We start from the raw sequence: 24,062 nt of genomic DNA, 5'->3' as shown, positions 1-24,062 counted from the left end.
CCGGCGTGCGCGTGGCCGCCCAGCCTCTCCGCGCCCGCGTCCGCTTCACGACAACATCGCCCCTTGCCTCAGGAAACCGCCATGTCCGGAAAGCTCGAAACCCTGTCCGACGAGAACCTCAGCGAAGAAACCATCGCCCGCCTGGTGCAGGTCTTCTACGACCGCGCCCGCCTGCATGACGACCTCGGCCCGCTGTTCAACGCCGCCGTCGGCGACTGGGACCACCACCTCGGCATCGTCGCCGACTTCTGGTCGCAAGCCTTGCTCGGCACCGGCCGCTACAAGCGCCATGCCTTCCCGGTGCACATGAACCTGCCCATACAGCGGGAGCACTTCGACCACTGGCTGGCGCTGTTCCGCGAAGCGGCGGAGGAAGTGCTGCCGCCCAACGCGGCACGCACCGCCATCGGCCGCGCCGAGTTCATGGCCGAGAGCTTCCGCGCCGGGCTGTTCCCGTTCGATACCCCGCTACCGCCCCGCAGCGGAGGCTGAGCAGAGCGGCTGCGGCGAGCGTTGGAGGCCGCCGCCCCTGGCGGGGCGCCCCCTCTCCCCAGCCCTCTTTCGCGCGGGGAGGGGCCGGGGGAGAGGGGGGCCGCCGCTGAGCGCGCTCGGGCCCTTCTCAAAATCGCCCGACCGCCAAATGCGCACACAAAAGCTATATAAAAAAACAGTGTAAAGTCGCGCGATGTTCTTCCCGCTTTCCCCCGCGCTCTACTACCTGGCCAACTTCCATCGCGCGTTGGAGTGGCTGGGCCGCCATCACCTGGATCTGATGGATGACGCCGAGCGGGATTTCCTGCGCCGCTTCCCCGCCTTGCCGCTGCCCGCCCAGGCCCTGCTGGTGCGCATGGTGATGCGCAAGGGGCCGCACTTTCGGGCCGGCAAGCTGCGCTACGCAGAACTGGGCTGTCCGCTGCGGGCGGCGGAGGCGCTGCTGGGGGCCGGCTGGGTCAGCCGGGAGGCGCTGCTGACGGTGGCGGAGGTGGCCGGGCTGCTGCGGCGGGAGGAATTGCTGCAGCACTTCGGTTCCCATCTGCCGCGCCCGCCCCGATCCAAAGCCTTGTTGACCGCCACGCTGGCGGAGGCGCTGCCGGGCAGCCGCCCCTTTGCCGACTGGTGCCCGGCGGCGACGGAGGTAGTGCTGAGCCTCACCGTCGCCGGGCTGTGCGAGCGCCTGCGGCTGATGTTCTTCGGCAACCTCGCCCAGGACTGGTCCGAGTTCGTGCTCGCCGACCTCGGCATCTTCCGCTACGAGACGGTGGAGATGGCGCCCGGCGCGCGCGGCTTCCGCAGCCGGGCGGAGGTGGAGGCGCACCTGCATCTCTACCGCTGCCGGGAGCGGCTGGCGGCGGGCGAGGCGGTGGCTGCCCTGTGGCCGGAACTGGGGCCGCGGCCGGTGGACAGCCCCCATCTCGCCCGCCGCCACGGCCGCCTGGCGCTGGCCCTGGGGCGGCAGCTGGAGCGCGAGGGTGAGCTGGAGCAGGCGCTGGCCCTTTACCGCGAGGCGGGCGGCGAGGGCAGCCGGGTGCGACGGATTCGGGTGCTGGAGCGGCTGGAGCGGCATGCGCAGGCGCATGCGCTGGCGCTGGAGGCGATGGCGGCTCCCGAGAGCGGTGCCGAGGCGCAACTGGCCGCCCGCGCGCTGCAGCGGCTGTCGCCACGGCTGGGCCTGGGGCGGCTGCCGCGTGCGCCCAGGGCGGAGGAAGTGCGCATCCCGCTGCGGCTGCCCAGGGCGGCCGGCCGGGTGGAGGAGGCGGTGCGGGCGCATTTCCACACCGCAGAGGCGCCGGTGTTCTACGTCGAGAACACGCTGATCTGCAGCCTCTTCGGCCTGCTGTGCTGGGAGGCCATCTTCGCCCCGGTGCCGGGCGCCTTCTTCCACCCCTTCCAGGCGGCGCCCGCCGACCTGCACGACGGCGCTTTCCGCCAGCGCCGCGCTGCCCTGTTCGATGCCTGCCTGGCCCGGCTGGCGGATGGCAGCTACCGGGATGCCATCCGCCACAACTTCGCCGCCAAGCAGGGCATGCAGTCGCCCTTCGTGTTCTGGTCGATGCTGACGGAAGAACTGCTGGAACTGGCGCTGGCCTGCCTGCCCTCCGCACAGCTGCGCGCCTGCTTCGAGCGCCTGCTGCTGGACCTGCGCGAGAACCGCGCCGGCATGCCGGATCTGATCCAGTTCTGGCCGGCGCAGCAGCGCTACCGCATGCTGGAGGTGAAAGGGCCGGGCGACCGTCTGCAGGACAACCAGAAGCGCTGGCTCGCCTTCTGCGCCGAACAGGGCATGCCGGTGGCGGTGTGCTACCTGAGCTGGGAAGGCGAAGGCGGGGAGGCGGAAGCGTGAGCGCCGCCGTCGGGCCGGCGCTGTCCGCCGTGGCGGAGCCGGCCTGCGGGCAGCACCGGCCAGCCGAAGCGGCCTCCGGCCAGCCAGCCCCTCCCCCCGAGCCTGCCGCCGGACTTGGCGCTGGGGAGGAGGCCGGCGCAGCAGCGCTCCTGCGCGTCGCCGTGCGCGAGCTGTGCGAATTCACCGCCAAGGCCGGCGACCTCGATCTGCGCTTCACCCCGTCGCCCACCGCGCAGGAAGGCATCGCCGGCCATGCGGTGGTGGTCGGCCGGCGCGGCGCGGGCTATCTGGCCGAAGTTCCGCTGCGCGGCCGCTACCACGAACTGCAGGTGAGCGGCCGGGCGGATGGCTACGATCCCGCGGCCGGCGTGCTGGAGGAGATCAAGACCCACCGCGGCGATCTCGCCCGCCTGCCGGACAACCACCGCCGGCTGCACTGGGCGCAGCTGCGCATCTACGGCTGGCTGCTGTGCGCCGAGCGCGGGCTGGCCGGCATCACGCTGGCGCTGGTGTATTTCGACATCGCCAGTCAGCGCGAGACGGTGTTCCGCGAACAGGCCGACGCCGCCACGCTGCAGGCCTTCTTCGACGAGCACTGCCGCCGCTTCATCGCCTGGGCGCGGCAGGAGGCGGCGCACCGCGCCGGGCGGGATGCAGCGCTGGCGGCGCTGCGCTTTCCCCACGCTGAATTCCGCCCCGGCCAGCGCGCGCTGGCGGAGGCCGCCTATCGTGCCGCCCGCGACGGCCGCTGCCTGATGGCCGAGGCCACCACCGGCATCGGCAAGACCCTGGGCACGCTGTTCCCGCTGCTCAAGGCCATGCCCACGCAGAAGCTGGACCGCCTGTTCTTCCTCAGCGCCAAGACGCCCGGCCGCCAGCTGGCGCTGGATGCGCTGGACCAGCTCGGCGCGCAGTGGTCCGCCAGCCGCCCGCGGGTGCTGGAGCACATCGCCCGCGACAAGGCCTGCGAGCATCCGGACAAAGCCTGCCATGGCGACAGCTGCCCGCTCGCCCGCGGCTTCTACGACCGCCTGCCGGCGGCGCGCGAGGCGGCCTTGCGGACCGCTCGGCTGGATCGCGCCACGCTGCGGCAACTGGCCGCCGCCCACGGCCTGTGCCCCTATTACCTGGCGCAGGAGCTGTGCCGCTGGGCCGACGTGGTGGTGTGCGACTACAACTACTACTTCGACGCCGGCGCCTTGCTCCACGGCCTCGCCCAGGTGCGCGAATGGAGGGTGGCGCTGCTGGTGGACGAAGCCCACAACCTGGTCGAGCGCGGGCGCGCGATGTACAGCGCGGTGCTGGAGCCGCGCGACTTCGACCTCGCCAGGAAACTCGCGCCGGCAACGCTCAAAACCCCGCTGCGCCAGTTGCAGCGGCAATGGAGCGCGCTGGCGCGGGAGCACGCCGAGGCCAGCCACTGCGTGCTGGCGCAGCCGCCGGCCCAACTGCTCGATGCGCTGCAGCAGGCGGTGGCGGCGGTGGGCGAGCAGCTCGCCGAACAGCCGGAGGGCATCGCGCCGGAACTCCTGCGTTTCCACTTCGACATGCTGCGCTTCTGCCGCCTGGCGGAGGATGCCGGCGAGCACTCCTTCTTCGACCTGGAGCCGCGCGCGGCGGCCGGTGGCCGGGTGCAGGCGCGCGTCGGTTTGCGCAACCTGCTGCCGGCGCCTTTCCTCGGCCCGCGCTTGCGCGGCGCGCATTGCGCGGTGCTGTTTTCCGCCACGCTGCAGCCGGCGCACTACCATGCCGACCTGCTCGGCTTGCCGGCGGACCACGCCCGCATCACGGTGGAGTCGCCCTTCCGCGCCGGGCAGCTGGATGTGCGGGTGATCGCCGACCTCTCCACCCGCTACCAGCACCGCCAGCGCAGCCTGCCCGGGCTGGTCGGCTTGATGGCGGCGCAGTTCGCCCGGCGGCCGGGTAACTACCTGGCCTTCTTCAGCAGCCACGACTACCTGCGCCAGGCGCATGAGGCCTTCGCCGCCGCCTGGCCGCAGGTTCCCGCCTGGGCGCAGGTGCCAGGGATGGACGAGGCGGCGCGGGCGGCATTCCTGGCCCGCTTCCGGGAGGGGGGCCGCGGCATCGGCTTCGCGGTGCTGGGGGGCGCCTTCGGCGAAGGCATAGACCTGCCGGGCGAGCGCCTGGTGGGCGCCTTCATCGCCACCCTGGGCCTGCCGCAGATCAACCCGCTGAACGAGGAGATGCGCCGCCGCCTGCAGGCGATGTTCGGCGCCGGCTACGACTACGCCTATCTCTACCCCGGCCTGCAGAAGGTGGTGCAGGCCGCCGGGCGGGTGATACGCACGCCGCAGGATCGCGGCTGCGTCCATCTCATCGACGACCGCTACTGGCAGCCGGCGGTGCGCGGGTTGCTGCCGGCGTGGTGGAAGGTGGCGCGCTGCAGGGCGGCGGAGGTGGGGCGGCCAGGCTCGGCCGACGCCGCGTGTGGCGACGGCGGATCAGGGGGATAGGGCGCGCGGGGCAGGGGGAGCGAAGGTCGCTCCCGCCAGGCACCGCCCGGAGTTCAGTGCCGCCTGTCCTTGCCCTCGGTGGCGTAGAACTCGCGCTTGACGGCGTACATCTGCGCATCGGCGGTGTGGATGGCCTTGGACAGGGGCTGGTCCTGCCCGCAGGTGCCGACGCCCAGTGAGAAGCTGAGCGGCGCACCGGTGTAGAACTGGTTGTTCAGCGTGGTTACCGCGTTGATGCGGTTCACTACTTCCTGCACGCCACGCTCGTCCACCCCGGGCAGCAGCACCGCGAATTCGTCGCCGCCTATGCGCGCCGCGCACACGCCGTCGCCCACCGCTTTCTTCAGCACCTCGCCGGCACGCCGCAGCAGGCCGTCGCCGGCGGCGTGGCCCATGGTGTCGTTGGAAGTCTTGAGGCCGTTGAGGTCGGCGATGACGACGCTGATCGGGTAGGGGCCCTTGCGTGCCAGCCGCATCAGTTCCTCGTCGTAGTAGGCGCGGTTGTACAGCTTGGTGAGGGCATCGTGGCGGCCGAGGAATTCCAGGTAGGCCTCGGCCTTCTTGCGCGCGGTGATGTCGGTCAATGCAATCAGCACCCGGTCCCAGCTGTCCTCGTGGCCGGGCAGCACCGAGAACTGCAGGAAGACGTTCACCTCGCTGCCGCCCAGGGCGTAGTTCACCGTCTCCCGCTGGTGCATCAGCTTGCCGTTCCACAGGTCCAGCAGCTGGCCGGTGAAATGCTCCAGCATGTCGTCGCGGAACACCTTGTCCAGGTTGGCCAGCAGTTCCTCCTTGCTGCGGGCACCGAACAGCGTCAGCGTCTGCTGGTTCACGTCTATTACCTGGATTTCCTGGATGCAGCGGCTGACGAAATCCGGGTGTACGTCCAGGAAGACGCGGAAGTCGGTGATGCCGGCGTCGCGCACGCCCTGCAGCAGGTGGCGTACGCCGCTGAAGTTCTCCACCCACAGCGACACCGGCGAATGCTCGAACAGGCCGCGGGCGTACTGCTCGGAGAACTTGAGCCCGCGCTGGGCGGAGACCTTGTCGGAGATGTCCTCCAGCGAAATCATCACCCGCTTCCAGTCGTGCTCATGGCCGGGGAGGATGCGGGCATTCACCTGCACGTCGATGCGGCGGCCGTCGAGCGCGTAGTTCACGCTCTGGCTGTTGAAGCCGGCGTGCCCTTTCCACAGCGCGGCCATGTCGCGGGCGTGCTGGTCATGCATGTCGTCGCGGAACACCGCGCCCAGGTTGGCCACCAGGTGGGCGAGGTCGCGGGCGCCGAACATCTGCAGGGTGCGCTGGTTCACGTCCAGCACCCGGATCGCCGCCGAGCAGGCTTCCACCTGTTCCGGGAAGGCGGCGAAGTAGGCGTCGATGTCGGCGATGCCGGCGGAGCGCCAGTCGTCGAACAGCGCCTTGATCGCCGAGAAATCCTCCAGCCACAGCGAGATCGGCGCCAGCTGGAAGAGATCGTGGAAATTCACATCGTGGGTGGAGACGGGAGAAACGCGGGGGGAGGTACTCATGGCCAGGGAGACTTTCGGAAAGGGCGGCCGGCAGAGGCTGCACGGTGATGATTTATATCACTTTCGGTCGATTCCGAGCGCTTATGTTCGTTTTGCCGGGAGGCGGCGCAAGGGCAGGGTAAGGCCGCAAGGGCCGGCGTAATCCCTCCCCAGGCCACCAGCGTGCCGGCCATCCCGCCCGATGGCGCTGACCTCAGCAAAACCCATTCCTGTATATCCACGCGCCTCCGAGGTGGTATGCGGTTGCAATTGAACCGTGGGCCGCGGCGCCCACCTAACCTGTGGCTTTTCCCCGATGCAGCGGGCACTTGCGCGAAGCAAGCCGCCTGCTGACGGCACGCCGCCCCACCGCAGAGGAGACCCGCCCATGTCCAGCCCCTTCCCCCGCCATCTCGCAGGCGTCATCCGCACCGCTTCCGTGGCTTTCGCCATCACTGCCAGCACCACCGTCTTGGCCCAGGCGGTGCCGGACGCGCCCATCGGCTACGGCCCGGCACCCGAGCTGCCCGCCCCGGAGCGCTCGCTGTTGCCCACCATCAACGTCGCCCCGGCCAAGGGCTGGGCAGGCGACACCCAGCCGGTGCCGGCTGCCGGCCTGCAGGTGGGGGCCTTCGCCCGCGGCCTGGACCACCCGCGCTGGCTGTACGTGCTGCCCAACGGCGATGTGCTGGTGGCGGAGACCAACCGCCCGCCCAAGGAGAGTTCCGGCGGGCCGATGGAATGGGTGCGCGGCCTGTTCATGAAGCGCGGCGGCGCCGTCACCGAGAGCGCCAACCGCATCAGCCTGCTGCGGGATGCGGACGGCGACGGCGTGGCCGAGCTCAAGACCGCCTTCCTGCAGAACCTGTCCTCGCCCTTCGGCATGGTGCTGGTCGGCGACGCCTTGTACGTGGCCAACGCCGACGCGCTGATGCGCTTTCCCTACCGCGAGGGCCAGACCGAGATCAGCGCGCCGGGCGAGAAGGTGGTCGACCTGCCGGCGGGCATCAACCATCACTGGACCAAGAACGTGGTCGCCAGCAAGGACGGCAGCAAGCTCTACGTCTCGGTCGGCTCCAACAGCAACATCGCCGAGAACGGCATGGAGGCGGAGGAGAACCGTGCCGCCATCCTGGAGATCGACGCCGCCAGCGGCCGCAGCCGGCTGTTCGCCTCCGGCCTGCGCAACCCGGTGGGCATGGACTGGGAACCGCGCACCGGCACCTTGTGGACCGCGGTGAACGAGCGCGACGAGCTGGGCAACGACCTGGTGCCGGACTACATGACCTCGGTGAAGGACGGCGGCTTCTACGGCTGGCCCTACAGCTATTTCGGCCAGCATGTGGATGAGCGGGTGGAGCCGCAGCGGCCGGAGCTGGTGGCCTCGGCCATCGTGCCCGACTATGCCCTCGGCTCCCACACCGCCTCGCTGGGCCTGTGCTTCGCCGCTGGCTCGCGGCTGCCGGCGCCCTTCACCGAGGGTGCCTTCGTCGGCCAGCATGGCTCCTGGAACCGCAAGCCGCACAGCGGCTACAAGGTGATCTTCGTGCCCTTCGCCGACGGCAAGCCGCAGGGCATGCCGGTGGATGTGCTCACCGGTTTCCTCAACGCCGAGGGCGAGGCGCTGGGCCGGCCGGTGGGCGTGGTCATCGACGGGCGTGGCGGGCTGTTGGTGGCGGACGATGTCGGCAACGTGGTGTGGCGGGTGAGCGCCGCCGCGCGTTGAGTTCCCCCTCCCGGCCCGCCCCGGGAGATCGTAGGTTTTTGGATATAAGTCAAACGCTTGTGCCAGCTCCTCGGCTACTCTCCTGCCCCCAATCGGCATTCTATTTGCTTTATGCCGGGCGGGACGGAGATCGCGGGAGATGCTGACGTATCGGTAGATCTTCGCCCCGGAAACGGAAATCCGCCAACAGCCGGCCGTGATGTCCACGGCCGGCGCCGGTTCGAGGCAAGAATCTGCAATGAGAAAGAATACGACGCTGGTGATATGGCAGGACAGCTACGCGCTGGGCCTGGAAGAGATCGACCATCAGCACAAGATGTTGTTCGACATCATGAACCGCCTGTGGGTGGCCATCCTCGACCATGCCGAGGGGCGCCGCCTGGCCAACATCCTGGAGGATCTGGAGCGCTACACCGTGCTGCATTTCACCGAGGAAGAGACCTTCATGCGCTCCATCGACTATCCGGACTTCGACGGCCACGTGGCCTACCACCGCAAGTTCGTACGCAAGCTGATGGAGGAGAAGGAAGCGGCGCATGCGGGGCGCACGGTCAGCCTAGAGCTGATCCATTTCCTGCGCGACTGGCTGGTGAATCACATCCTGGTCGAGGACAAACGCTACGCGGCGCAGTTTCGCAGCGAGAAGCGGAGCAGTTCGCTGCTCGGGCGTTTCTTCGCCCGCCTGCGCTGAGCGCCGGCGCCGTGTGGCAAAACGGACAGCTCATGCCCGCCGCATGGCGGGTGCCGCGCAAGAAGCCGTCATGACGTTGTCCCGGTTGCCGGGCGATCTTCAAACCGGGGCCGGCCTGTGAACGCCGCCTTGCCACCTTCGTCGCCTGGAGGAGCGCTGGCACCGTTGCCTCCGTGAACGCCGCACTCCCCCTTTCCCCGATTCCCAGGCCAGCCTGCGCAGCCGCCTCACGCTGTGGTTCGCCGGCCTCCCCCATGCTCACCCTGCGCAGCACCGGCATCTATGTCGTCCGCATCGCCACCGGGCTGATGAAACAGGCCTGCGGCGACGCGCCGCCGGGTATCGCCGAGGTGGGTGGCATCACCATCAGCGTCGGCTTGGCGCTGGCCTCCGGCCGGGACGGCGAAGCCGGCGTGCCGCTGAAGCGCGTCGACCATGCGCTGCGCCAAGCCCAACATGCCGGTTGCAACCGGGTGGTGAAGGCGCCGCCGCCGGTGCAGGAAGCGGTGCTGAGCGACTGAGGCGGCGCTGGCGTTCCTGCCCGCCCGCGGGCTCAAGCCCTCGCCCGGTGCTTCCGTCCCAGGCGTGCTGCCCGGGGACCGGCGTTCGTCGTCTTTGTTGCCGGCAGGCCCTTCGGCTCCGCTTGGCATGGCGCCTTCGTCATGCCTGGCCGAGCTGGCCAGGGGGCGATCCGGCAGCCAGGCCGCCGTTCCCGTGCCCACTCGCCCTCAGGCCCTCGCCAGTTTCACCACCCAGCTCACCAGCTCGCCCTGCCGGTGGGCGCCGGTCTTGCGGAAGACGGACTTCAGCTGCGCCCGCACAGTCTCCAGCGCCACCTGGCGTTGCTCGGCGATGCGCTCCAGGCTGTCGCCCTGGGTCAGCATCGCCGCCAGCTCGGCCTCGGCGGCGGTAAGGTGGTAGAGGCGCTGCAGGCGGGCGCGCAGGCCGCGTGGCTGGCCGTGCACCGCGGTGAGCCGCAGCAGCGCGAGGCCGGGTTTGCCTATCAGTGGGCTGGCGATGGCGACCCAGGTGCCGGCGGCACCGCTGGTCTCGATCAGTGCTTCGGCCTCGCAGCGGCCGCGCAGGCTCTCCAGTACCAGCTGGCGCAGCGGTCGCAGCAGCATCTCCTCGCCGCGGCTGCGGCTGGCGTGCTTGCGCAGTCCGCTCCACAGCTCGCCGTTTTCCTCCAGCGCGGCGAGGTTGGCCCAGATCACCGACAGGTGGGCGTCCACCACCACCAGCGGCGTCGGCAACTGGGCGGCGATGTCGCAATTGCGCCGGCGGGCCCCGGCGCCGCTGTCGTCGAAGCCCAGTGGCTGCGGCATGGCGTTGCCGATGCGCCAGTGGTGGATGAGCTTGTCCAGCTCGCGGCCCTGGTCGACGCTGAAGGGCGCGGCGCCGGCGAAGCGCTGGAAGCCGAGCAGCCGCAGCGAGCCGTCCGGCAGCTGCCAACGGGCGGCGGCTACATGGCGGATGCCGTTGGGGCGGATGTAGCCGTCCATCAGCTCCCGCTGCGCCAGGTAGGCGGGATGGTTGTCGGTGTCCAGGATGAGGGCGCGGCCGGCCGGGCGGATGGCGAGCAGGCTGGCGAGTGGGTCCAGCCGGGAGTAGTGGTCGCGGTAGGCCAGGGCGGCGCTTTCCTCGTGGCCCCGGGAAATCAGCGTCTGGGTGCCGTCGGGGTGGCGGGTGAGCATGCCGTGTGCTTCGGCGCCCAACATGTCGGCGATGTGCGCCAGCCATTCGGCGGCGGCCTCGTCACGTAGCGTGAGGCTGTCCATGCTGTTCTCATCTGCGGGGCTGATGCCTAACCGTAGCGCTGGAGAGGAACGAAGGCATCTGACTTTATGCATAGTGCGTCGGCCAAGAAACCCGTTCTGGGGAAATGGTCAAGCAGGGTGGATGCGCTGCAACGGGGCAGGCCGCCCGTCCGGGGAAAGCAATCTGGCTGCACGCGGCGCTTGGCCGCTGCCGCTTAAGAGGTATGACACCTATCGTGGCAGGGACGCCTGCCGGGCGGGTGTTGGCAGCGGGAAGGCGCTCGGCCGGCGGCTAGTGGTCTGCGGCCAGTTGTCAGTGCAGCCTGCCGCGGCGGCGGCAGGCTTCCACCCTTCAGCTGCGGGGCCGCAGCTTTCTGGCGGCGAGCAGGGCGCCGCCGAGCAGCAGCAGGCCGGCGCTGCCGGGTTCGGGCAGGGTGCGGGGATCGGGGAAGGGGGTGGCGGCCACATCCAGCCAGTTGCTGGCGATCTCTTCGAAGCCGTCCGGCGTTTCCCGGTACCAGAAGAAATCGACGCGGCCGGTATCCAGCGCAGGGATGTCGGCCGGCAGGGCGCTGCTGTCCAGGTAGCTGTGCAGCACGCTGGCGGGATCGCCGGACAGCCAGTTGCCGAGCAGGATGAGGGTGATCTGCTCGCCCAGCACGTCGAAGCTGAACATGATGCGGTCCGCTTCCGCCTGGTGTGGGGCCGCGCAGCCGCCGTCCGCGGTGGGATGGATGCAGCGCAGGTAGTCGTTCCACACCGCGATGTGGCCGTTGGTGACGGTGCGGGAGACCAGGCCGGTGTCGAAGGTCCATTCGGCGATGGCGTTGCGGTAGAGCAGGCGGTCGCCGAGATCGCCGGGGCCGCGGGAATCGACGATCTCGCTGGCGGCGGTGTCGTAGGTGATGCTGCCGGCCACGTGCCGGCCGATGCCCTGGTCGGCGATGCGGCCGCCGAAGTAGAAGGTCACCGGTGCGGCCTGGGCGGCGCCAGCGAGCAGCATGAACATGGCGGCGGCGCCCAATGCCCGGCCGGATCTTTTTTTCAACATTGCCTCCCTCCTGATGGTGGCGGCCGCCGGCGGCGGCCGTGGCTGCGATATAGCAGCGGATGGAGCCGTCATGGCGCGGAATGGCAATGTGTTACGACTGGGCTGCCTGAAGTGGGGCGTCGGCGCCGCGGAGCGCCGCATCCAGGCGCTTACGGCAGGAAGCGGTAGCCGACGCCGGTCTCGGTGATCAGGTGGCGGGGCTGCGAGGGATCGGCCTCAACCTTCTTGCGCAGCCCGGCCATGAACACCCGCAGGTACTGGGTGTCCGCCTCATGGGCGGCGCCCCATACCGCCTTCAGCAGCTGGCGGTGGGTGAGTACCCGGTCCGGATGGGCGCACAGGTGGGTGAGCAGGCGGTATTCCAGCGGGGTGAGGTGCAGCGGCTCGCCGGCGCGTTCCACCAGCCGCCGCGGCAGATCGATGCGGATGTCGCCGAAGCTGAGGATGGCGCTGTCGTCCACGCTGTTGCGAGCGCGGCGGCGCAGCAGGCTGCGTACCCGGGCGAGCAGTTCGCCGGTGCCGAAGGGCTTGACCAGGTAGTCGTCGGCGCCGCTGTCCAGGGCCTTGATCTTCTCCACCTCGGCGCTGCGGGCGGACAGCACGATGACCGGCATCTCCGACCAGCCCCGCAGGTCGCGGATGAAATCCACGCCGTCGCCATCCGGCAGGCCCAGGTCCAGCACCACCAGGTCGGGCCGGCGGGTGCCGGCCTCGATCAGGCCGCGCTTGAGCGAGGCGGCTTCGAACACCTGCAGGCCCTCCGCCTCCAGCGCCATGCGCACGAAGCGCAGGATGCCGGCGTCGTCCTCGACGATGAGCACCCGGATGGAGGCCTCGCTCATGCGGCGCTCCCCGGCTCGTCGGCCTCAACGGGAGCCCGCAGTGCCGGCGGCTCGCCACGCGGCAGGCGCAGGGTGAAGCGGGCGCCGCCTTCCGCGCGGCTGGCGCCGGTGATGTCGCCGCCGTGGGCGCGGGCGATGGCGCGGCAGATGGCCAGGCCGAGACCGACGCCGCTGGTGGCGCTCTCCCGGGTGCCGCGCTCGAACTTGTTGAACAGCGCTTCCTCGCGGCCGGCCGGCAGGCCGGGGCCGTGGTCGTCCAGCCACAGCAGCACGCTGTCGCCGGCCACGGCGGCGGCGATCTCCAGCGGTGTACCCGCCGGTGTGTATTTGGCCGCGTTCTCCAGCACGTTAACCAGCACCCGTTCGATAAGGACGGCGTCGATATACACCAAGGGCAGCGCGTCCGGAAGGGCGACGCCGACGCTGCGCCCGGCCAGCGCAGGCCGCGCCGCCGCCAGCGCGCTGCCCACCACCTCCTCCAGCGGCTGCCACTGCCGGTTCAGTTGCACCGCGCCGGCTTCCAGCCGGGCCATGTCCAGCAGATTGGAGACCAGCGCGTTCATGCGCAGCGCCGAATCGCGGATGGCGTCGGCGATCTCCAGCGCCTGGCCGGCCACCGGCGGCCGCGCCAGCGGCAGCGCTTCGGCGAGGCCGACCAGCGAGGCCAACGGGGTGCGCAGATCGTGGGAGATGGCGGCGAGCAGGGAGTTGCGCAGCCGCTCCGACTCCATCTGCAGCGTGGTGCCCTGGGCGACCTCGATGTAGTGCAGCCGCTCCAGCGCCAGCGCCAGCAGCGAGCCGCAGGTCTCCAGCAGGCGGCGCTGCTCCGGCGTCGCCAGCCGGACGGCGTCGGGCGCCTGCAGCGCCAGCACGCCGCGCACCCGCATGGAGGCGCGCAGCGGCAGGTAGAGGGTGGCGCCGGCGGGCAGGGTGTCGGTGCCCGGGCCGGCGGCGCTCTGGTGGTCGTAGCACCACTGGGCGACGGCCGCGTCCAGTTCCGGCGGTTCGCCGGCGCTCAAGGGCGCTTGCAGCGCATCCTTGTCGTCGGCCACCAGCAGGGCGGAGCGGGCGTCGAACTCCGCCGCCAGGAAGCGGCCACCGATCTCCGCCACCTGCTCCGGCAGCAGCGCGGCCGACAGGCTGCGCGACATCTCGTACAGCGCCCGCATGCGGTTCTCGCCTTCCTGGGCGACGCGGGCCTGGAAGCTGAGGCGGGCGGTGAGCTGGCCTATCACCAGGCCGACCAGCAGCATCACGCCGAAGGTCACCAGATACTGGATGTCGCTGACGTTGAAGGACAGCCGCGGCTGGACGAAGAAGAAGTCGAAGGCCGCCACCGACAGGAAGGCCGCCAGCACCGCCGGCCCGCGGCCGCAGCGCAGGGCCACGCCCACCACCGCCAGCAGGAAGAGCATGACGATGTTGGGCAGCTCGAACACCGGGAACAGCAGGCCGGCGAGCAGCGCCGTCAGCCCGCAGGCGGCGGCGCTGACGGCATAGGGGCGCCAGCGCCGGCCGCGCGCCGCTGCACCGGCCTCGTTGCGGGCACCGTCCGCCGGCGTATGGCGGCGAGGCGGGCGGGCGATCTGCATCACGTCCAGCTCCGCGCCCAAGTCGCCGAGGCGCTCCGCCAGGCCGCGCCGCCAGGGCGGCAGCCGGCGCCGGCGGCGGCCGATCAGCACGCGGGCGAGGTTGTGCCGGCGGGCGTACTCGACCACCGCGCCGGCCACCTCCTGGCCGGCCAGGGTGGCGGTTTCCGCGCCCATCTCCTGCGCTAGCCGCAGCAAGCGCAGGGCGCGTTCGCGGGCCGCCTGCGGCTGGCGCTGCACCGCCGGCGTCTCCACGTGCACCGCATGCCAGGGCGCATCCAGTTGGGCGGCGAGGCGGGCGGCGGAGCGCAGCGTCTTGTCGTCGTCCTCGGCGGTGCCCAGGCAGACCAGCAGCGCCTCGCGGTTGCCGTAGGCCGGCGGCGGCGCGCCGCGCTGGCGGTAGCGCTGCATCTGGCTGTCCACCCGGTCGGCGGTGCGGCGCAGGGCGAGTTCGCGCAGGGCGATGAGGTTGCCCTTGCGGAAGAAGTTGCGCACCGCCTGCTCGGCCTGCCGCGGCAGGTAGATGCGGCCTTCCTTCAGGCGCTGCAGCAGGTCGTCCGGCGGCAGGTCGACGATGACGACTTCGTCGGCGGCGTCGAACACCCGGTCCGGCACCGTCTCCCACACCCGGATGCCGGTGATGCCGCCGACGATGTCGTTCAGGCTTTCGAGGTGCTGGACGTTCATCGTCGTCCACACGTCGATGCCGGCCGCCAGCAGTTCCTCCACGTCCTGCCAGCGCTTGGGGTGGCGGCAGCCGGCAAGGTTGGAGTGGGCAAGCTCGTCCACCAGGATCAGCGCCGGGCGGCGGGCGAGGCCAGCATCCAGGTCGAACTCCCCCAGCTCGCGGCCCTTGTAGGCGATGCGCCGCGGCGGCAGCCGGGCGAGGCCGGGCAGCAGGGCCTCGGTTTCGGCGCGGCCGTGGGTTTCGACGATGCCGATGAGGATGCCGCCGTCCGCGGCGCCGCTGGTCTCACCGGGCACCGCGGCGAGCGCCCGGGCGGCGCTCAGCATGGCGTAGGTCTTGCCCACGCCGGCGCAGGCGCCGAAGAAGATCTTCAGCCTGCCGCGGCCTGCGCGGCCGCTGGCCTCCTGCACCTGGGCGAGCAACTGGTCGGGGTCTGGGCGCTGTTCAGGCATTTGCGGTCATCCTACGCCGGGGCGATTGTGGCGGGGATTGCATTGGCGGCATCAGTTCCGCGCGGCGCGCTTGCCCGCAGCCAGCTCGTCCAGCGCCAGGTTCAGCTGCAGCACATTCACCTGGGCTTCGCCGAGGAAGCCGGACAGCGGCTGCTCGGCGTGTTCCGCCAGCAGGCTGCGCAGTGCCTGCGGCGGCAGGCCGCGCGCCCGCGCCACCCGTTCCAGCTGGTAGCCGGCGGCGGCCAGGCTGATGTGCGGGTCCAGGCCGCTGGCGGAAGTGGTGGCCAGGTCCGCCGGCACCGGCCCCGGCTGTTCCGGGTGGGCGGCGCGCAGGGCGGCGACGCGCGCCTCCACTGCCCGCAGCAGCGCCGGATTGGTCGGCCCCTGGTTGGCGCCGCCGGAGGCGGCGGCGTTGTAGGGCAGGGGCGCGGTGGCGGAGGGCCGGCTCCAGAAATATTCCGGCCCGCTGAAGGACTGGCCGATCAGCGCCGACCCCACCGGCTTGCCCTCGCGCAGCAGCAGGCTGCCGGCGGCCTGGGCGGGGAACAGCGCCTGCGCCAGCGCGGTGATGAGCAGCGGATAGGCGAGGCCGGTGAGCAGCGAGAGGGCGAGGAAGAGCACGAGGGCGGGGCGCAGCAGGGAGCGGTGGGGCAGGGTGGACATGGGGTGACTCCGTGGGATCCGGCGAGGGGAGGAAGGCGGTTTCGATACGGGGCGAGCGGCCTGGGCCCGCCTTGGCTCAGGCCCAGCCGGCCGCTGCCAGCCCGAGGTCGATCAGCTTGATGCCGGCGAAGGGCGCCACCAGCCCGCCAGCGCCATACACCAGCAGATTGCGCCGCAGCAGCGCGGCGGCGCCCACCGGCCGGTAGCGCACGCCCCGCAGGGCGAGCGGAATCAGGGCGACGATGATGAGGGCGTTGAAGATGACCGCCGACAGGATGGCCGAGCCGGGGCTGGTCAGCCCCATCAGGTTGAGCGTGGCCAACTGCGGATAGGTGCCGACGAAGGCGGCCGGGATGATGGCGAAGAACTTGGCGATGTCGTTGGCGATGGAGAAGGTGGTGAGCGAGCCGCGCGTCATCAGCATCTGCTTGCCGGTCTCCACCACTTCGATCAGCTTGGTCGGGTTGCTGTCCAGGTCCACCATGTTGCCGGCCTCCTTGGCCGCCTGGGTGCCGGTGTTCATCGCCACCGCGACGTCGGCCTGGGCCAGCGCCGGGGCGTCGTTGGTGCCGTCGCCTGTCATCGCCACCAGGCGGCCGGCGTCCTGGTAGCGGCGGATGAGGCGCAGCTTGTCTTCCGGCGTGGCCTCGGCGAGGAAGTCGTCCACCCCGGCTTCGGCGGCGATGGCGGCGGCGGTGAGGCGGTTGTCGCCGGTCACCATCACCGTTTCTATGCCCATGCGGCGCAGCTCGGCGAAGCGCTCCTTGATGCCGCCCTTGACCACGTCCTTCAGTTCGATGGCGCCCAGCACCCGGCCGCCGTCGGCCACCACCAGCGGCGTGCTGCCGCGGCGGGAGACTTCGTCCACCGTGGCCTGCACCGCCGGCGGGAAATGGCCGGCCTGGGCTTCCACATGCCGGCGTATGGCTTCCGCCGCGCCCTTGCGCAGCTGGCGCGCGCCCATGTCCACCCCGCTCATCCGCGTCTGCGCCGAGAAGTGGACGAAGCTGGCGCCCAGCGCGGCGATGTCGCGCTCGCGCAGGGCGAAGCGCTGCTTGGCCAGCACCACGATGCTGCGGCCCTCCGGCGTTTCGTCCGCCAGCGAGGCGAGCTGGGCGGCGTCGGCCAGTTCGCGCTCGGAGATGCCCGGCGCCGGCAGGAAGGCTGCAGCCTGGCGGTTGCCCAGGGTGATGGTGCCGGTCTTGTCCAGCAGCAGCACGTCCACATCGCCGGCGGCTTCAACCGCGCGGCCGGAGGTGGCGATGACGTTGGCCTGCATCATGCGGCTCATGCCGGCCACGCCCACCGCCGACAGCAGGCCGGCGATGGTGGTGGGGATGAGGCAGACCAGCAGCGCCACCAGCACGGTGAGCGTCACCGGCTGGCCGGCGCCGGCGGCCGCCACGCTGAACAGGGAGAAGGGCAGCAGGCTGGCGGTGACGACCAGGAACACCAGGGTGAGCGCCACCAGCAGGGTGGAGAGCGCGATCTCGTTCGGCGTCTTCTGCCGGCGGGCGCCTTCCACCATGGCGATCATGCGGTCGACGAAGGTTTCCCCGGGATTGGCGGTGACGCGCAGCACGATCCAGTCCGACAGCACCCGGGTGCCGCCGGTGACGGCGCTGAAATCGCCGCCTGCCTCGCGGATCACCGGCGCGGATTCGCCGGTGATGGCGGATTCATCCACCGAGGCCACGCCGGCGATGACCTCGCCGTCGGCCGGGATCAGGCCCTGGCTGTCGTCGCCGGCTTCCACCCGTACCAGGTCGCCGCGGCGCAGCGCGTTGGCGGCGATGCGCTCGCCCTCGCCGCGGGCCTCCGCGTCGCGCACCCGGCAGGCCCAGCTCTCCTGCTTCAGCGCCCGCAGCGAGGCCGCCTGCGCCTTGCTGCGGCCTTCGGCCAGGGCCTCGGCGAAGTTGGCGAACAGCAGGGTGAACCACAGCCACAGCGCCACCGCCAGGATGAAGCCGGCGGAGGCCTCGCCGTTGCCGCCCAGGGCCTGCAGCCACAGCAGCGTGGTGAAGGCGGCGCCGGCATAGACGACCAGCATCACCGGATTGCGCCACTGCACGCGCGGATGCAGCTTGCGCAGCGCCTCGACGGCGGCGGGGCCGGCCAGGGCCGGGTCGAACAGGGTGAAGGTCTTGCGTGTCATGTGAGGTCTCGCTTCCGCGTTGGGGCGGCGCGCCGGAGCGGGCCGGGGCAGGGAAGGGCAAAGGCAGTGGTGTCGCCGGCCCGGCTGGGGCCGGGCGTCCGGAGGTTCAGTGGCCAAACAGCGCCAGATGCTCCACCACCGGTCCCAGCGCCAGCGCGGGCAGGTAGTTGAGCAGGCCGACCAGCAGCACGGTGCCGGCCAGCAGCGTCACGAACAGCGGGCCGTGGGTGGGCAGGGTGCCGGCGCCGGCGGCCAGCCGCTTCTTCGCCGCCAGGCTGCCGGCGATGGCCAGCACCGGCACCATCACCGCGTAGCGGCCCAGGCACATCGCCACGCCGAGCAGGGCGTTGTAGAAGGGGGTGTTGGCGGAGAGGCCGGCGAAGGCGCTGCCGTTGTTGTTGGCGGCAGAGCTGAGGGCGTAGAGAATTTCGCTGAAGCCGTGGGCGCTGGGGTTGGCGATGCCGGCGCGGCCGGCGTCCGCCATCACCGCCAGCGCGGTGCCGCCCAGCACCAGCAGCGGCGTCACCAGGATGGCGATGGCCACCATCTTCATCTCGTAGGCCTCGATCTTCTTGCCGAGGTATTCCGGCGTGCGGCCTATCATCAGCCCGGCGATGAACACCGCCAGCAGCGCGAACACCAGCATGCCGTAGAGGCCGCTGCCCACGCCGCCGAACACCACTTCGCCCAGCTGCATCAGCGCCAGCGGCACCGCGCCGCCCAGCGGGGTGAGGGCATCGTGCATCGCAATCACCGCGCCGCAGGAGGCGGCGGTGGTGATGACCGCGAACAGGCTGGAGGCGGCGATGCCGAAGCGCAGCTCCTTGCCCTCCAGGTTGCCGCCGTCCGCCACCCCCAGCGCGGCCAGGCGCGGGTTGCCCAGCGCCTCGTAGTGGGTGAGGGCGATCACCGCCAGCACGAACAGCAGGGTCATCGCCGCCAGCAGCGTCCAGCCCTGGCGCGGGTCGCCCACCAGCCGGCCGAACACCAGGCAGAGCGCCGCCGGGATGAGGAAGATGGCGACCATCTGCGCGAAGTTGCTCAGCGCGTTCGGGTTCTCGTAGGGATGGGCGGAGTTGGCGTTGAAGAAGCCGCCGCCGTTGGTGCCCAGCACCTTGATCGCTTCCTGCGAGGCCACCGGGCCCATCGCCAGCGTCTGGCTGCGGCTCTGCTGCGGCTGCATGTCGGGTTTGCCGTCGGCGTCCAGCAGCGGTGCGCCGTCCGGCCCGGTGCGCGGCGCCTCGTACTGCAGCGCTTCCAGCGTTTCCACCTGCTGGTAGGGCGCCAGGTTCTGGATCACGCCCTGGCTGACGAAGAACAGCGCCAGCAGCGCCGAGGCCGGCAGTAGCACCCACAGGGTGACGCGGGTGAGGTCCGCCCAGGCGTTGCCGATGCCGGCGCTGCTGCCGCGGGCGAAGCCGCGGATCAGCGCTGTCGCCACCGCGATGCCGGTGGCGGCGGAGAGGAAGTTCTGCACCGTCAGCGCCAGCATCTGGGTGAGGTAGCTCATGCTGGTCTCGCCGGCGTAGCCCTGCCAGTTGGTGTTGCTGGCGAAGCTGATGGCGGTGTTGAAGGCGGAGTCGGCGGCGATGGCGCCCATACCTTCCGGGTTGAAGGGCAGCACGGCCTGCAGCCGCTGCAGTGCATACACCGCCAGCGTGCCCAGCAGGTTGAACAGCAGCAGGGCGAGGGCGTAGCGCAGCCAGCCCATGTCCTCCTGCGGGCGCACGCCGGCCAGGCGGTAAAGCGGCGCTTCGATGCGCGCGCCCAGGGCGAAGCGGCCTTCCATCACCCGCGCCAGCCAGGCGGCGGTGGGCACGGCGAGCAGCAGCAGAACGGCGAGAAAGGCGCAGAGCAGCATCCAGGCCTGGGCGTTCACGAGAAGTCCTCCGGGAACAGCAGGGCGGCGAGCAGATAGACGAGCAGGCCCGCGGCCACCAGCCCGGCGAGCAGATAAAGGCCGTTCATCCGCGCCTCCGGGCGAGGGCGGCACAGCCGTGGGCGAGGCCGGCGACGGTGGCGAAGCAGAGCGCGGTGAGCGCGAGGAAAAGCAGGTCCATGACGAATCCTCCGGTGATGCCCAGAGCCTAGGAGGAGCCGCATCAAGATGCTGAAAAGCCGGGTGGTGCGGGGATCAAGAAAGTGTAAAGAGTGGCGGGGAGGGTGCTTTGGCCGCGGGAGCGTGGGGGCTGGAGGCGGCATTGGCGGGTTCGTGGCCGGGCACTGGCCGGTGCCACGGCCGGTTTCGCCCTGTTTGCCGCCAAGCCGGGAGCGAAGCCGGCCGTTGAAGGCGCCCAGCCGTTCGGGCCGAGTTCTCCGGCTGGTTCAGGACGGAGTCAGTACGAGCCTGGGACGGGTTGGAGGCGAACGGAATCTCTCATCCGCTTGCCGGCTGGATGGCTTCTCCGCTCAGGCGTCCGCCTGCTGCGCCAGCCACACCGTGTGCTGGCCGCAGTCCGGGTCTTCGCTGCGGTGGGCGAGTACGGTGAAGCCGTTTTCCGCCAGCAGCGTGCGGTACTCCTCCGGCGCCAGGCTGGCGTGGTAGAGCGGCTCGCCCTCGAACTCGCCTATCGCCTCGCCGGCGCCGGGGCCGCTGGTGAACAGCAGCGCGGCGCCGGGCAGGGCGTGGGCGCGGAAGCGGGGGAACATGGCGCGCTGGTCGTCGGCGGTGAGGTGGAAGAAGCTGTCCCAGGCGATGAGGCCGTGGAAGCGGCGCTCCAGCGCCAGCCGGCGCATGTCGCCGGCCAGCCACTCGCCTTGCGGCAGGCGGCTGCGGCAGTAGCCCAGCATCGCGGGCGAGCTGTCCACGCCGGTGACGGCATGGCCCTGCTCAAGGAGCCAGCGGGCGATGGGTTGGCCGGTGCCGCAGCCGATGTCCAGCACGCTGGCGTTCGGCGGCAGCAGGGCGGTGAAGCGCTGCAACCAGCCCAGTTCCATGTGCAGCGCGGCGGCGCGGCGGCTGTCCCAGTGCGTCGCATGGCGGATGTAGAGGCCGATGATGTTGGCGGCGAGTGGGCTGTTGTCGGCGGGAGGCTGTTCCATTGGCACGGCGGTTCGTGATGGGGAAGGCGCAGCCTAGCGCCAATGGGGGCGGAATAGGGCGGAATGGGGCGGAATAGGGCGGAATGGGGTCAAACGAGGCCGGGATGAGTAGGGCTGCGGTTTTTCCCTTCGGCCCAGCGCAGGCGGGTGTGTCGGCGAGGACCGCAGCCCGTGCGCGCTTTCCTTCACCCGCAATGCCCCGCAGGGCCGATACTTCCACCGATGAACGACGAGCAGAAAGCCGCGCTGCGCCTCGCCCTGTCCGATGCCTTCGTGGATAAGGAGGTGGATTTCGCCGGCATTGCCGCCCGGGTGGGGAGCTACCCTTGGGAGGAGGTGGAACGCATCTTCTTCCGCGAGGTTGCGCTGGTCTGCCATGCCAACCTGGAGACCTCGGTGCCGCCGGTATGGACCGCCTTCGACGGCGAATGGCTGCAGCGGGAGATAGAGCAACGGCTGGCGAGGCAGCGGCGCAGCGCTTGGTGGCGCTGGCGGGATGGGCTCACCGTGGTCTGGCTGCGCTGGTCCTGCCGTCCGCTCTGGGCGGCCATACGCCAGGGCTGAACCCGCCGCCGGGTTGCCCATTCCGATACATGAAAACTTGCTTGCGTCATCACGCCCGCTAAGCTGAAACGGCTTCTGCCCGTCACCGTTGTGTATCGGAGGTGTCATGAATCCATCAGCGCTGTGCCCGCCGGACTCCGGCCGCGGCCGCTCCACCGGCCTTGTCGCATTCGTCCTTGCCCTGTTGCTGAGCCTGCTGGCGAGCAGTGCCCAGGCGGCGCCCTTCTATCGCTACAGCTATGTGGGAAACCCTTTCGGGGAGGGAAATCCCGGCGCAAGCGCGCCGCCTTACACCGCCGATCATTTCATCTACGCCGAGATCCTCTCTCCCACCCGGCTGACCGGGAGTGATCAGAACCTGATCACGCTGCCCGGCTTGCGCTTCACCATCGGCGATGGCGACGTCCAGTTCACCTACCGCGAGAGCGATCCGGTGATGGGCATGCTGTCGCCGGAGCAGATCGCCGAGGCGGAAACCTGGCCCGAATGGCTGCGCTACGAGACTTATCCGGACTATCCCTACCAGGTCATCTACCCGCGCGAAGCTTTCGACGGCGGGGTGTTCATCTACCAGGTGGACGCAGCGGGCCTGCCGACCGCGTGGTTCCTGGACCTGCTGTATTCGGCGATCTGGGATCCGCGGCTGACCGAAGGCTACCGCCTCAGCTCCTACAATGACCGCCCCGGCGTGGACGGCAGCGAGGACAGGACGGACCGCGGTTCCACGCTGGGCGGCTGGGGCTACGCCTACGGCTGGGCCTACGGCAACCCCGGCCAGTGGGCGCTGACGGTGATAGACGTCGCCGCGGTGCCGGAGCCTGCCAGCCTGACGCTGCTTGCGCTTGCCCTGGGCCTCGCGGGCATGGTCATGCGCCGTCGCCCGCCCGGCGGGCAGGGGCGGGCTCTGGCCGCCGGCTGAGCCTCAGCGTTCGCCCTTGCGGCCGAAGGCCGGCCGCAGCGAGGCCCACAGCCCGTCTTCCACCGCCTGCACCAGCAGATCGTCCAGGCGGTGGAAACGCATCAGGGAGATGCGGATGGCCGCCCTGCTGCCGCCGGCCCAGCGCTGCAGATGCAGCGAGAACACACCGCGGCCTTCGGCACCCAGGTGTTGCCGCAGCCGCGCCCGCGGCGTCTTGGAGCGGCCCACGTACAGGGTATCGGTGGGCAGGTTGCCCGGGTTGAGCCGGGAGTAGTCGGCGCCCAGCTTGCGTGCTTCGGCCAGCTGCGCCGCCAGCTCCCCGGCGAGCCCGCTGCCGGGCGCGGCTGCCTGGATGAGGTAGACGTGGTCATCTTCCCGCTCGTCCTTGCGATAACCGGTTGGCACGCCGGCCAGCAGTGCTTCGATGCGGTGCCCGTCTAGCTCGTCCAGGCGGATTTCCAGGGTGGTGATGGCCGGGCAGGCCAGCGCCTGCAGGGCGCGGCGGGCGGCGTCCAGCTGTGCGGCGGCGCTGGTGACCGCTCCGGCGAATTCAGCAGGGGTGAACAGGGCTTCTTCCTCGAAAGAGGCAGCCCGCCAGGGTGGGCCGCCTGGCTTGTTCAATGGGAGCGGCCGTCGTAATGGGTAACGGGGACCCTTTCCGGCTCGATGTTTTCCAGGCAGCGTATGTTGATCGCCGCCATTGCCTCGCCGTCCGGCCCAATGCCCTCGCCGTAGGGGTGGATGCCGCATACCGGGCAGAAGCGATGCTGGATCACATGCTTGTTGAAGGTGTAGGTGCTGGCGTTGGTCGCCGGCGTTTTCAGCTTCAGCCTGTCGCGCGGCACGAACCACATCAGCGCGCCTTTGCGCTGGCAGATGGAACAGTTGCACGACATGGCCTGCTCCAGTTCGCCTTCGACCTCGAAGGCGATGCGGCCGCAATGGCAGCTTCCGGTGTAGTTCATCGCTGTCTCCTCTGGGGGCGGGAGGGGGAGGATACTCCGCCGGCCGGGGCATGCGGCCAGCCGCCTGCGCGGCGCGGGTTGGGGGAGGCGGACGAGGTGGTCGGGGCAGCACTCCTTCCAGGAGGAAAGCCGGCCGGGCTTGCTGCGTTGCGCAAGTCCGACCTTCCTCAGCCTCCCGGCTGCGGCGGCGAAGGCCCGCTGCTGCGGTTGCCGCTCCGCTCAGGAAATGCTTCCACAAGCTTCCAGCGCCCGCCGCCGCTGCTGTGGTCGACCCTGTTCCCGGCGCCGGTGATGTGATCCGCATGGCTCGCACGCTGCGGCGAACTATGTCGAATTATATATGCCCATTTTAGGTTTCGGTGCTGGCGGATGTTTCCCGGCGGGAGCGGCTTTGCCCGGCCGCTTGCACGCCACCGCGTGTATCCGGAGATGACAAATGAAAAAATGGTGGTATTGAAGTGCTGTGGCCGACGCCGGCAAGACGCTAGCCGGATCGGCCTAATTCTTTGAAAACCTTGATTAAAGAATGGTATTGAGAAGCGCGCGGCGGACGCATCTCTTGCCTGCCGGGTGACTACGCTCTCCCTTTGCCTGGGTATATATTGGGCATTGGCGCGCCCAATCCGGGCACT

General features: G+C 70.4%; 20 protein-coding genes. 8 read left to right on the top strand and 12 right to left on the bottom strand.

Annotation, left to right across the window (positions count from 1 at the left end):
- Positions 1-81 precede the first annotated feature (81 nt).
- The 3 genes from C7389_RS17980 (at position 82) to C7389_RS17970 (ending at position 4,815) form a co-directional block, all read left to right on the top strand.
- Positions 82-492, top strand: coding sequence for a group III truncated hemoglobin (locus C7389_RS17980; protein WP_133594032.1), 411 nt, complete (start codon positions 82-84; stop codon positions 490-492).
- A 193-nt stretch (positions 493-685) separates the two neighbouring features.
- The gene (locus tag C7389_RS17975) at positions 686-2,341 is read left to right on the top strand and encodes a VRR-NUC domain-containing protein (RefSeq protein ID WP_133594031.1); all 1,656 of its coding nucleotides are present in this window, start codon (positions 686-688) and stop codon (positions 2,339-2,341) included.
- The gene (locus C7389_RS17970; RefSeq protein ID WP_246034868.1) at positions 2,338-4,815 is read left to right on the top strand and encodes an ATP-dependent DNA helicase; all 2,478 of its coding nucleotides are present in this window, start codon (positions 2,338-2,340) and stop codon (positions 4,813-4,815) included. Before C7389_RS17975 ends, C7389_RS17970 begins: the two co-directional genes overlap by 4 nt.
- Positions 4,816-4,868: 53 nt before the next feature.
- Here C7389_RS17970 and C7389_RS17965 read toward each other — a convergent pair whose 3' ends face one another.
- Positions 4,869-6,347: a sensor domain-containing diguanylate cyclase gene (locus C7389_RS17965; protein WP_133594030.1), complete on the bottom strand. Its 1,479-nt coding sequence runs from the start codon at positions 6,345-6,347 to the stop codon at positions 4,869-4,871.
- A 367-nt stretch (positions 6,348-6,714) separates the two neighbouring features.
- On the opposite strand from C7389_RS17965, the gene C7389_RS17960 reads away from it, so the two are divergent.
- The 3 genes from C7389_RS17960 to C7389_RS17950 all read left to right on the top strand — a co-directional run bounded on the left by C7389_RS17960 (position 6,715) and on the right by C7389_RS17950 (position 9,264).
- The gene (locus C7389_RS17960) at positions 6,715-8,052 is read left to right on the top strand and encodes a PQQ-dependent sugar dehydrogenase (RefSeq protein ID WP_133594029.1); all 1,338 of its coding nucleotides are present in this window, start codon (positions 6,715-6,717) and stop codon (positions 8,050-8,052) included.
- Positions 8,053-8,290: 238 nt separating this feature from the next.
- The gene (locus C7389_RS17955; protein ID WP_133594028.1) at positions 8,291-8,743 is read left to right on the top strand and encodes a bacteriohemerythrin; all 453 of its coding nucleotides are present in this window, start codon (positions 8,291-8,293) and stop codon (positions 8,741-8,743) included.
- A 254-nt stretch (positions 8,744-8,997) separates the two neighbouring features.
- Positions 8,998-9,264 carry a hypothetical protein gene (locus C7389_RS17950; protein WP_133594027.1) on the top strand — a complete coding sequence of 89 codons (267 nt, stop codon included), beginning with the start codon at positions 8,998-9,000 and terminating at the stop codon, positions 9,262-9,264.
- Between the two features lie 207 nt (positions 9,265-9,471).
- Here C7389_RS17950 and C7389_RS17945 read toward each other — a convergent pair whose 3' ends face one another.
- The 9 genes from C7389_RS17945 to C7389_RS17905 all read right to left on the bottom strand — a co-directional run bounded on the left by C7389_RS17945 (position 9,472) and on the right by C7389_RS17905 (position 20,982).
- Positions 9,472-10,521: a helix-turn-helix transcriptional regulator gene (locus C7389_RS17945; RefSeq protein WP_133594026.1), complete on the bottom strand. Its 1,050-nt coding sequence runs from the start codon at positions 10,519-10,521 to the stop codon at positions 9,472-9,474.
- 331 nt (positions 10,522-10,852) lie between these two features.
- A complete protein-coding gene (locus tag C7389_RS17940) occupies positions 10,853-11,551 on the bottom strand; it encodes a PEP-CTERM sorting domain-containing protein (RefSeq protein ID WP_133594025.1) in 699 nt (232 codons plus the stop codon).
- Positions 11,552-11,700: 149 nt separating this feature from the next.
- Positions 11,701-12,393, bottom strand: coding sequence for a response regulator (locus C7389_RS17935; RefSeq protein WP_133594024.1), 693 nt, complete (start codon positions 12,391-12,393; stop codon positions 11,701-11,703).
- The gene (locus tag C7389_RS17930) at positions 12,390-15,122 is read right to left on the bottom strand and encodes a DUF4118 domain-containing protein (RefSeq protein WP_133594023.1); all 2,733 of its coding nucleotides are present in this window, start codon (positions 15,120-15,122) and stop codon (positions 12,390-12,392) included. Before C7389_RS17930 ends, C7389_RS17935 begins: the two co-directional genes overlap by 4 nt.
- Before the next feature lie 51 nt (positions 15,123-15,173).
- Positions 15,174-15,785: a potassium-transporting ATPase subunit KdpC gene (kdpC, locus tag C7389_RS17925; RefSeq protein ID WP_133594022.1), complete on the bottom strand. Its 612-nt coding sequence runs from the start codon at positions 15,783-15,785 to the stop codon at positions 15,174-15,176.
- 76 nt (positions 15,786-15,861) lie between these two features.
- Positions 15,862-17,940: a potassium-transporting ATPase subunit KdpB gene (gene kdpB / locus C7389_RS17920; RefSeq protein ID WP_133594021.1), complete on the bottom strand. Its 2,079-nt coding sequence runs from the start codon at positions 17,938-17,940 to the stop codon at positions 15,862-15,864.
- A 106-nt stretch (positions 17,941-18,046) separates the two neighbouring features.
- The gene (gene kdpA / locus C7389_RS17915) at positions 18,047-19,819 is read right to left on the bottom strand and encodes a potassium-transporting ATPase subunit KdpA (protein ID WP_133594020.1); all 1,773 of its coding nucleotides are present in this window, start codon (positions 19,817-19,819) and stop codon (positions 18,047-18,049) included.
- The gene (gene kdpF / locus C7389_RS17910; protein ID WP_133594019.1) at positions 19,816-19,908 is read right to left on the bottom strand and encodes a K(+)-transporting ATPase subunit F; all 93 of its coding nucleotides are present in this window, start codon (positions 19,906-19,908) and stop codon (positions 19,816-19,818) included. Before kdpF ends, kdpA begins: the two co-directional genes overlap by 4 nt.
- 441 nt (positions 19,909-20,349) lie before the next feature.
- Entirely contained in the window at positions 20,350-20,982 is a 633-nt protein-coding gene (locus tag C7389_RS17905) for a class I SAM-dependent methyltransferase (RefSeq protein WP_133594018.1), read from the bottom strand.
- A gap of 222 nt (positions 20,983-21,204) precedes the next feature.
- Here C7389_RS17905 and C7389_RS17900 point away from each other — a divergent pair, with 222 nt between their 5' ends.
- Positions 21,205-21,546: a DUF7079 family protein gene (locus tag C7389_RS17900; RefSeq protein WP_133594017.1), complete on the top strand. Its 342-nt coding sequence runs from the start codon at positions 21,205-21,207 to the stop codon at positions 21,544-21,546.
- 106 nt (positions 21,547-21,652) lie between these two features.
- The gene (locus tag C7389_RS17895) at positions 21,653-22,465 is read left to right on the top strand and encodes a PEP-CTERM sorting domain-containing protein (RefSeq protein ID WP_133594016.1); all 813 of its coding nucleotides are present in this window, start codon (positions 21,653-21,655) and stop codon (positions 22,463-22,465) included.
- 3 nt (positions 22,466-22,468) lie between these two features.
- Here C7389_RS17895 and C7389_RS17890 read toward each other — a convergent pair whose 3' ends face one another.
- Together C7389_RS17890 and C7389_RS17885 are read right to left on the bottom strand one after the other, a co-directional pair.
- A complete protein-coding gene (locus tag C7389_RS17890; RefSeq protein ID WP_133594015.1) occupies positions 22,469-23,086 on the bottom strand; it encodes a hypothetical protein in 618 nt (205 codons plus the stop codon).
- A complete protein-coding gene (locus C7389_RS17885; protein WP_133594014.1) occupies positions 23,083-23,430 on the bottom strand; it encodes a GFA family protein in 348 nt (115 codons plus the stop codon). Before C7389_RS17885 ends, C7389_RS17890 begins: the two co-directional genes overlap by 4 nt.
- Between the last annotated feature and the right edge of the window lie 632 nt (positions 23,431-24,062).

The sequence above is a fragment of the Azoarcus indigens genome, assembly GCF_004361735.1.
Taxonomy (GTDB): Bacteria; Pseudomonadota; Gammaproteobacteria; order Burkholderiales; family Rhodocyclaceae; genus Azoarcus; species Azoarcus indigens.
Note: the sequence above shows the minus strand (reverse complement) of the source record. Positions and strands in the feature narration are given on the sequence as shown.

What these genes read in the sequence shown, in the direction of transcription:
- C7389_RS17955 (WP_133594028.1), top strand. Translation starts at nt 8,291, where the DNA reads ATGAGAAAGAATACGACGCTGGTGATATGGCAGGACAGCTACGCGCTG.
- C7389_RS17960 (WP_133594029.1), top strand. Translation starts at nt 6,715, where the DNA reads ATGTCCAGCCCCTTCCCCCGCCATCTCGCAGGCGTCATCCGCACCGCT.
- C7389_RS17950 (WP_133594027.1), top strand. Translation starts at nt 8,998, where the DNA reads ATGCTCACCCTGCGCAGCACCGGCATCTATGTCGTCCGCATCGCCACC.
- C7389_RS17930 (WP_133594023.1), bottom strand. Translation starts at nt 15,122, where the DNA reads ATGCCTGAACAGCGCCCAGACCCCGACCAGTTGCTCGCCCAGGTGCAG.
- C7389_RS17905 (WP_133594018.1), bottom strand. Translation starts at nt 20,982, where the DNA reads ATGGAACAGCCTCCCGCCGACAACAGCCCACTCGCCGCCAACATCATC.
- C7389_RS17935 (WP_133594024.1), bottom strand. Translation starts at nt 12,393, where the DNA reads ATGAGCGAGGCCTCCATCCGGGTGCTCATCGTCGAGGACGACGCCGGC.
- C7389_RS17885 (WP_133594014.1), bottom strand. Translation starts at nt 23,430, where the DNA reads ATGAACTACACCGGAAGCTGCCATTGCGGCCGCATCGCCTTCGAGGTC.
- C7389_RS17940 (WP_133594025.1), bottom strand. Translation starts at nt 11,551, where the DNA reads ATGTTGAAAAAAAGATCCGGCCGGGCATTGGGCGCCGCCGCCATGTTC.
- C7389_RS17895 (WP_133594016.1), top strand. Translation starts at nt 21,653, where the DNA reads ATGAATCCATCAGCGCTGTGCCCGCCGGACTCCGGCCGCGGCCGCTCC.
- kdpB (WP_133594021.1), bottom strand. Translation starts at nt 17,940, where the DNA reads ATGACACGCAAGACCTTCACCCTGTTCGACCCGGCCCTGGCCGGCCCC.
- C7389_RS17900 (WP_133594017.1), top strand. Translation starts at nt 21,205, where the DNA reads ATGAACGACGAGCAGAAAGCCGCGCTGCGCCTCGCCCTGTCCGATGCC.
- C7389_RS17945 (WP_133594026.1), bottom strand. Translation starts at nt 10,521, where the DNA reads ATGGACAGCCTCACGCTACGTGACGAGGCCGCCGCCGAATGGCTGGCG.
- kdpC (WP_133594022.1), bottom strand. Translation starts at nt 15,785, where the DNA reads ATGTCCACCCTGCCCCACCGCTCCCTGCTGCGCCCCGCCCTCGTGCTC.
- C7389_RS17975 (WP_133594031.1), top strand. Translation starts at nt 686, where the DNA reads ATGTTCTTCCCGCTTTCCCCCGCGCTCTACTACCTGGCCAACTTCCAT.
- C7389_RS17980 (WP_133594032.1), top strand. Translation starts at nt 82, where the DNA reads ATGTCCGGAAAGCTCGAAACCCTGTCCGACGAGAACCTCAGCGAAGAA.
- C7389_RS17965 (WP_133594030.1), bottom strand. Translation starts at nt 6,347, where the DNA reads ATGAGTACCTCCCCCCGCGTTTCTCCCGTCTCCACCCACGATGTGAAT.
- kdpF (WP_133594019.1), bottom strand. Translation starts at nt 19,908, where the DNA reads ATGAACGGCCTTTATCTGCTCGCCGGGCTGGTGGCCGCGGGCCTGCTC.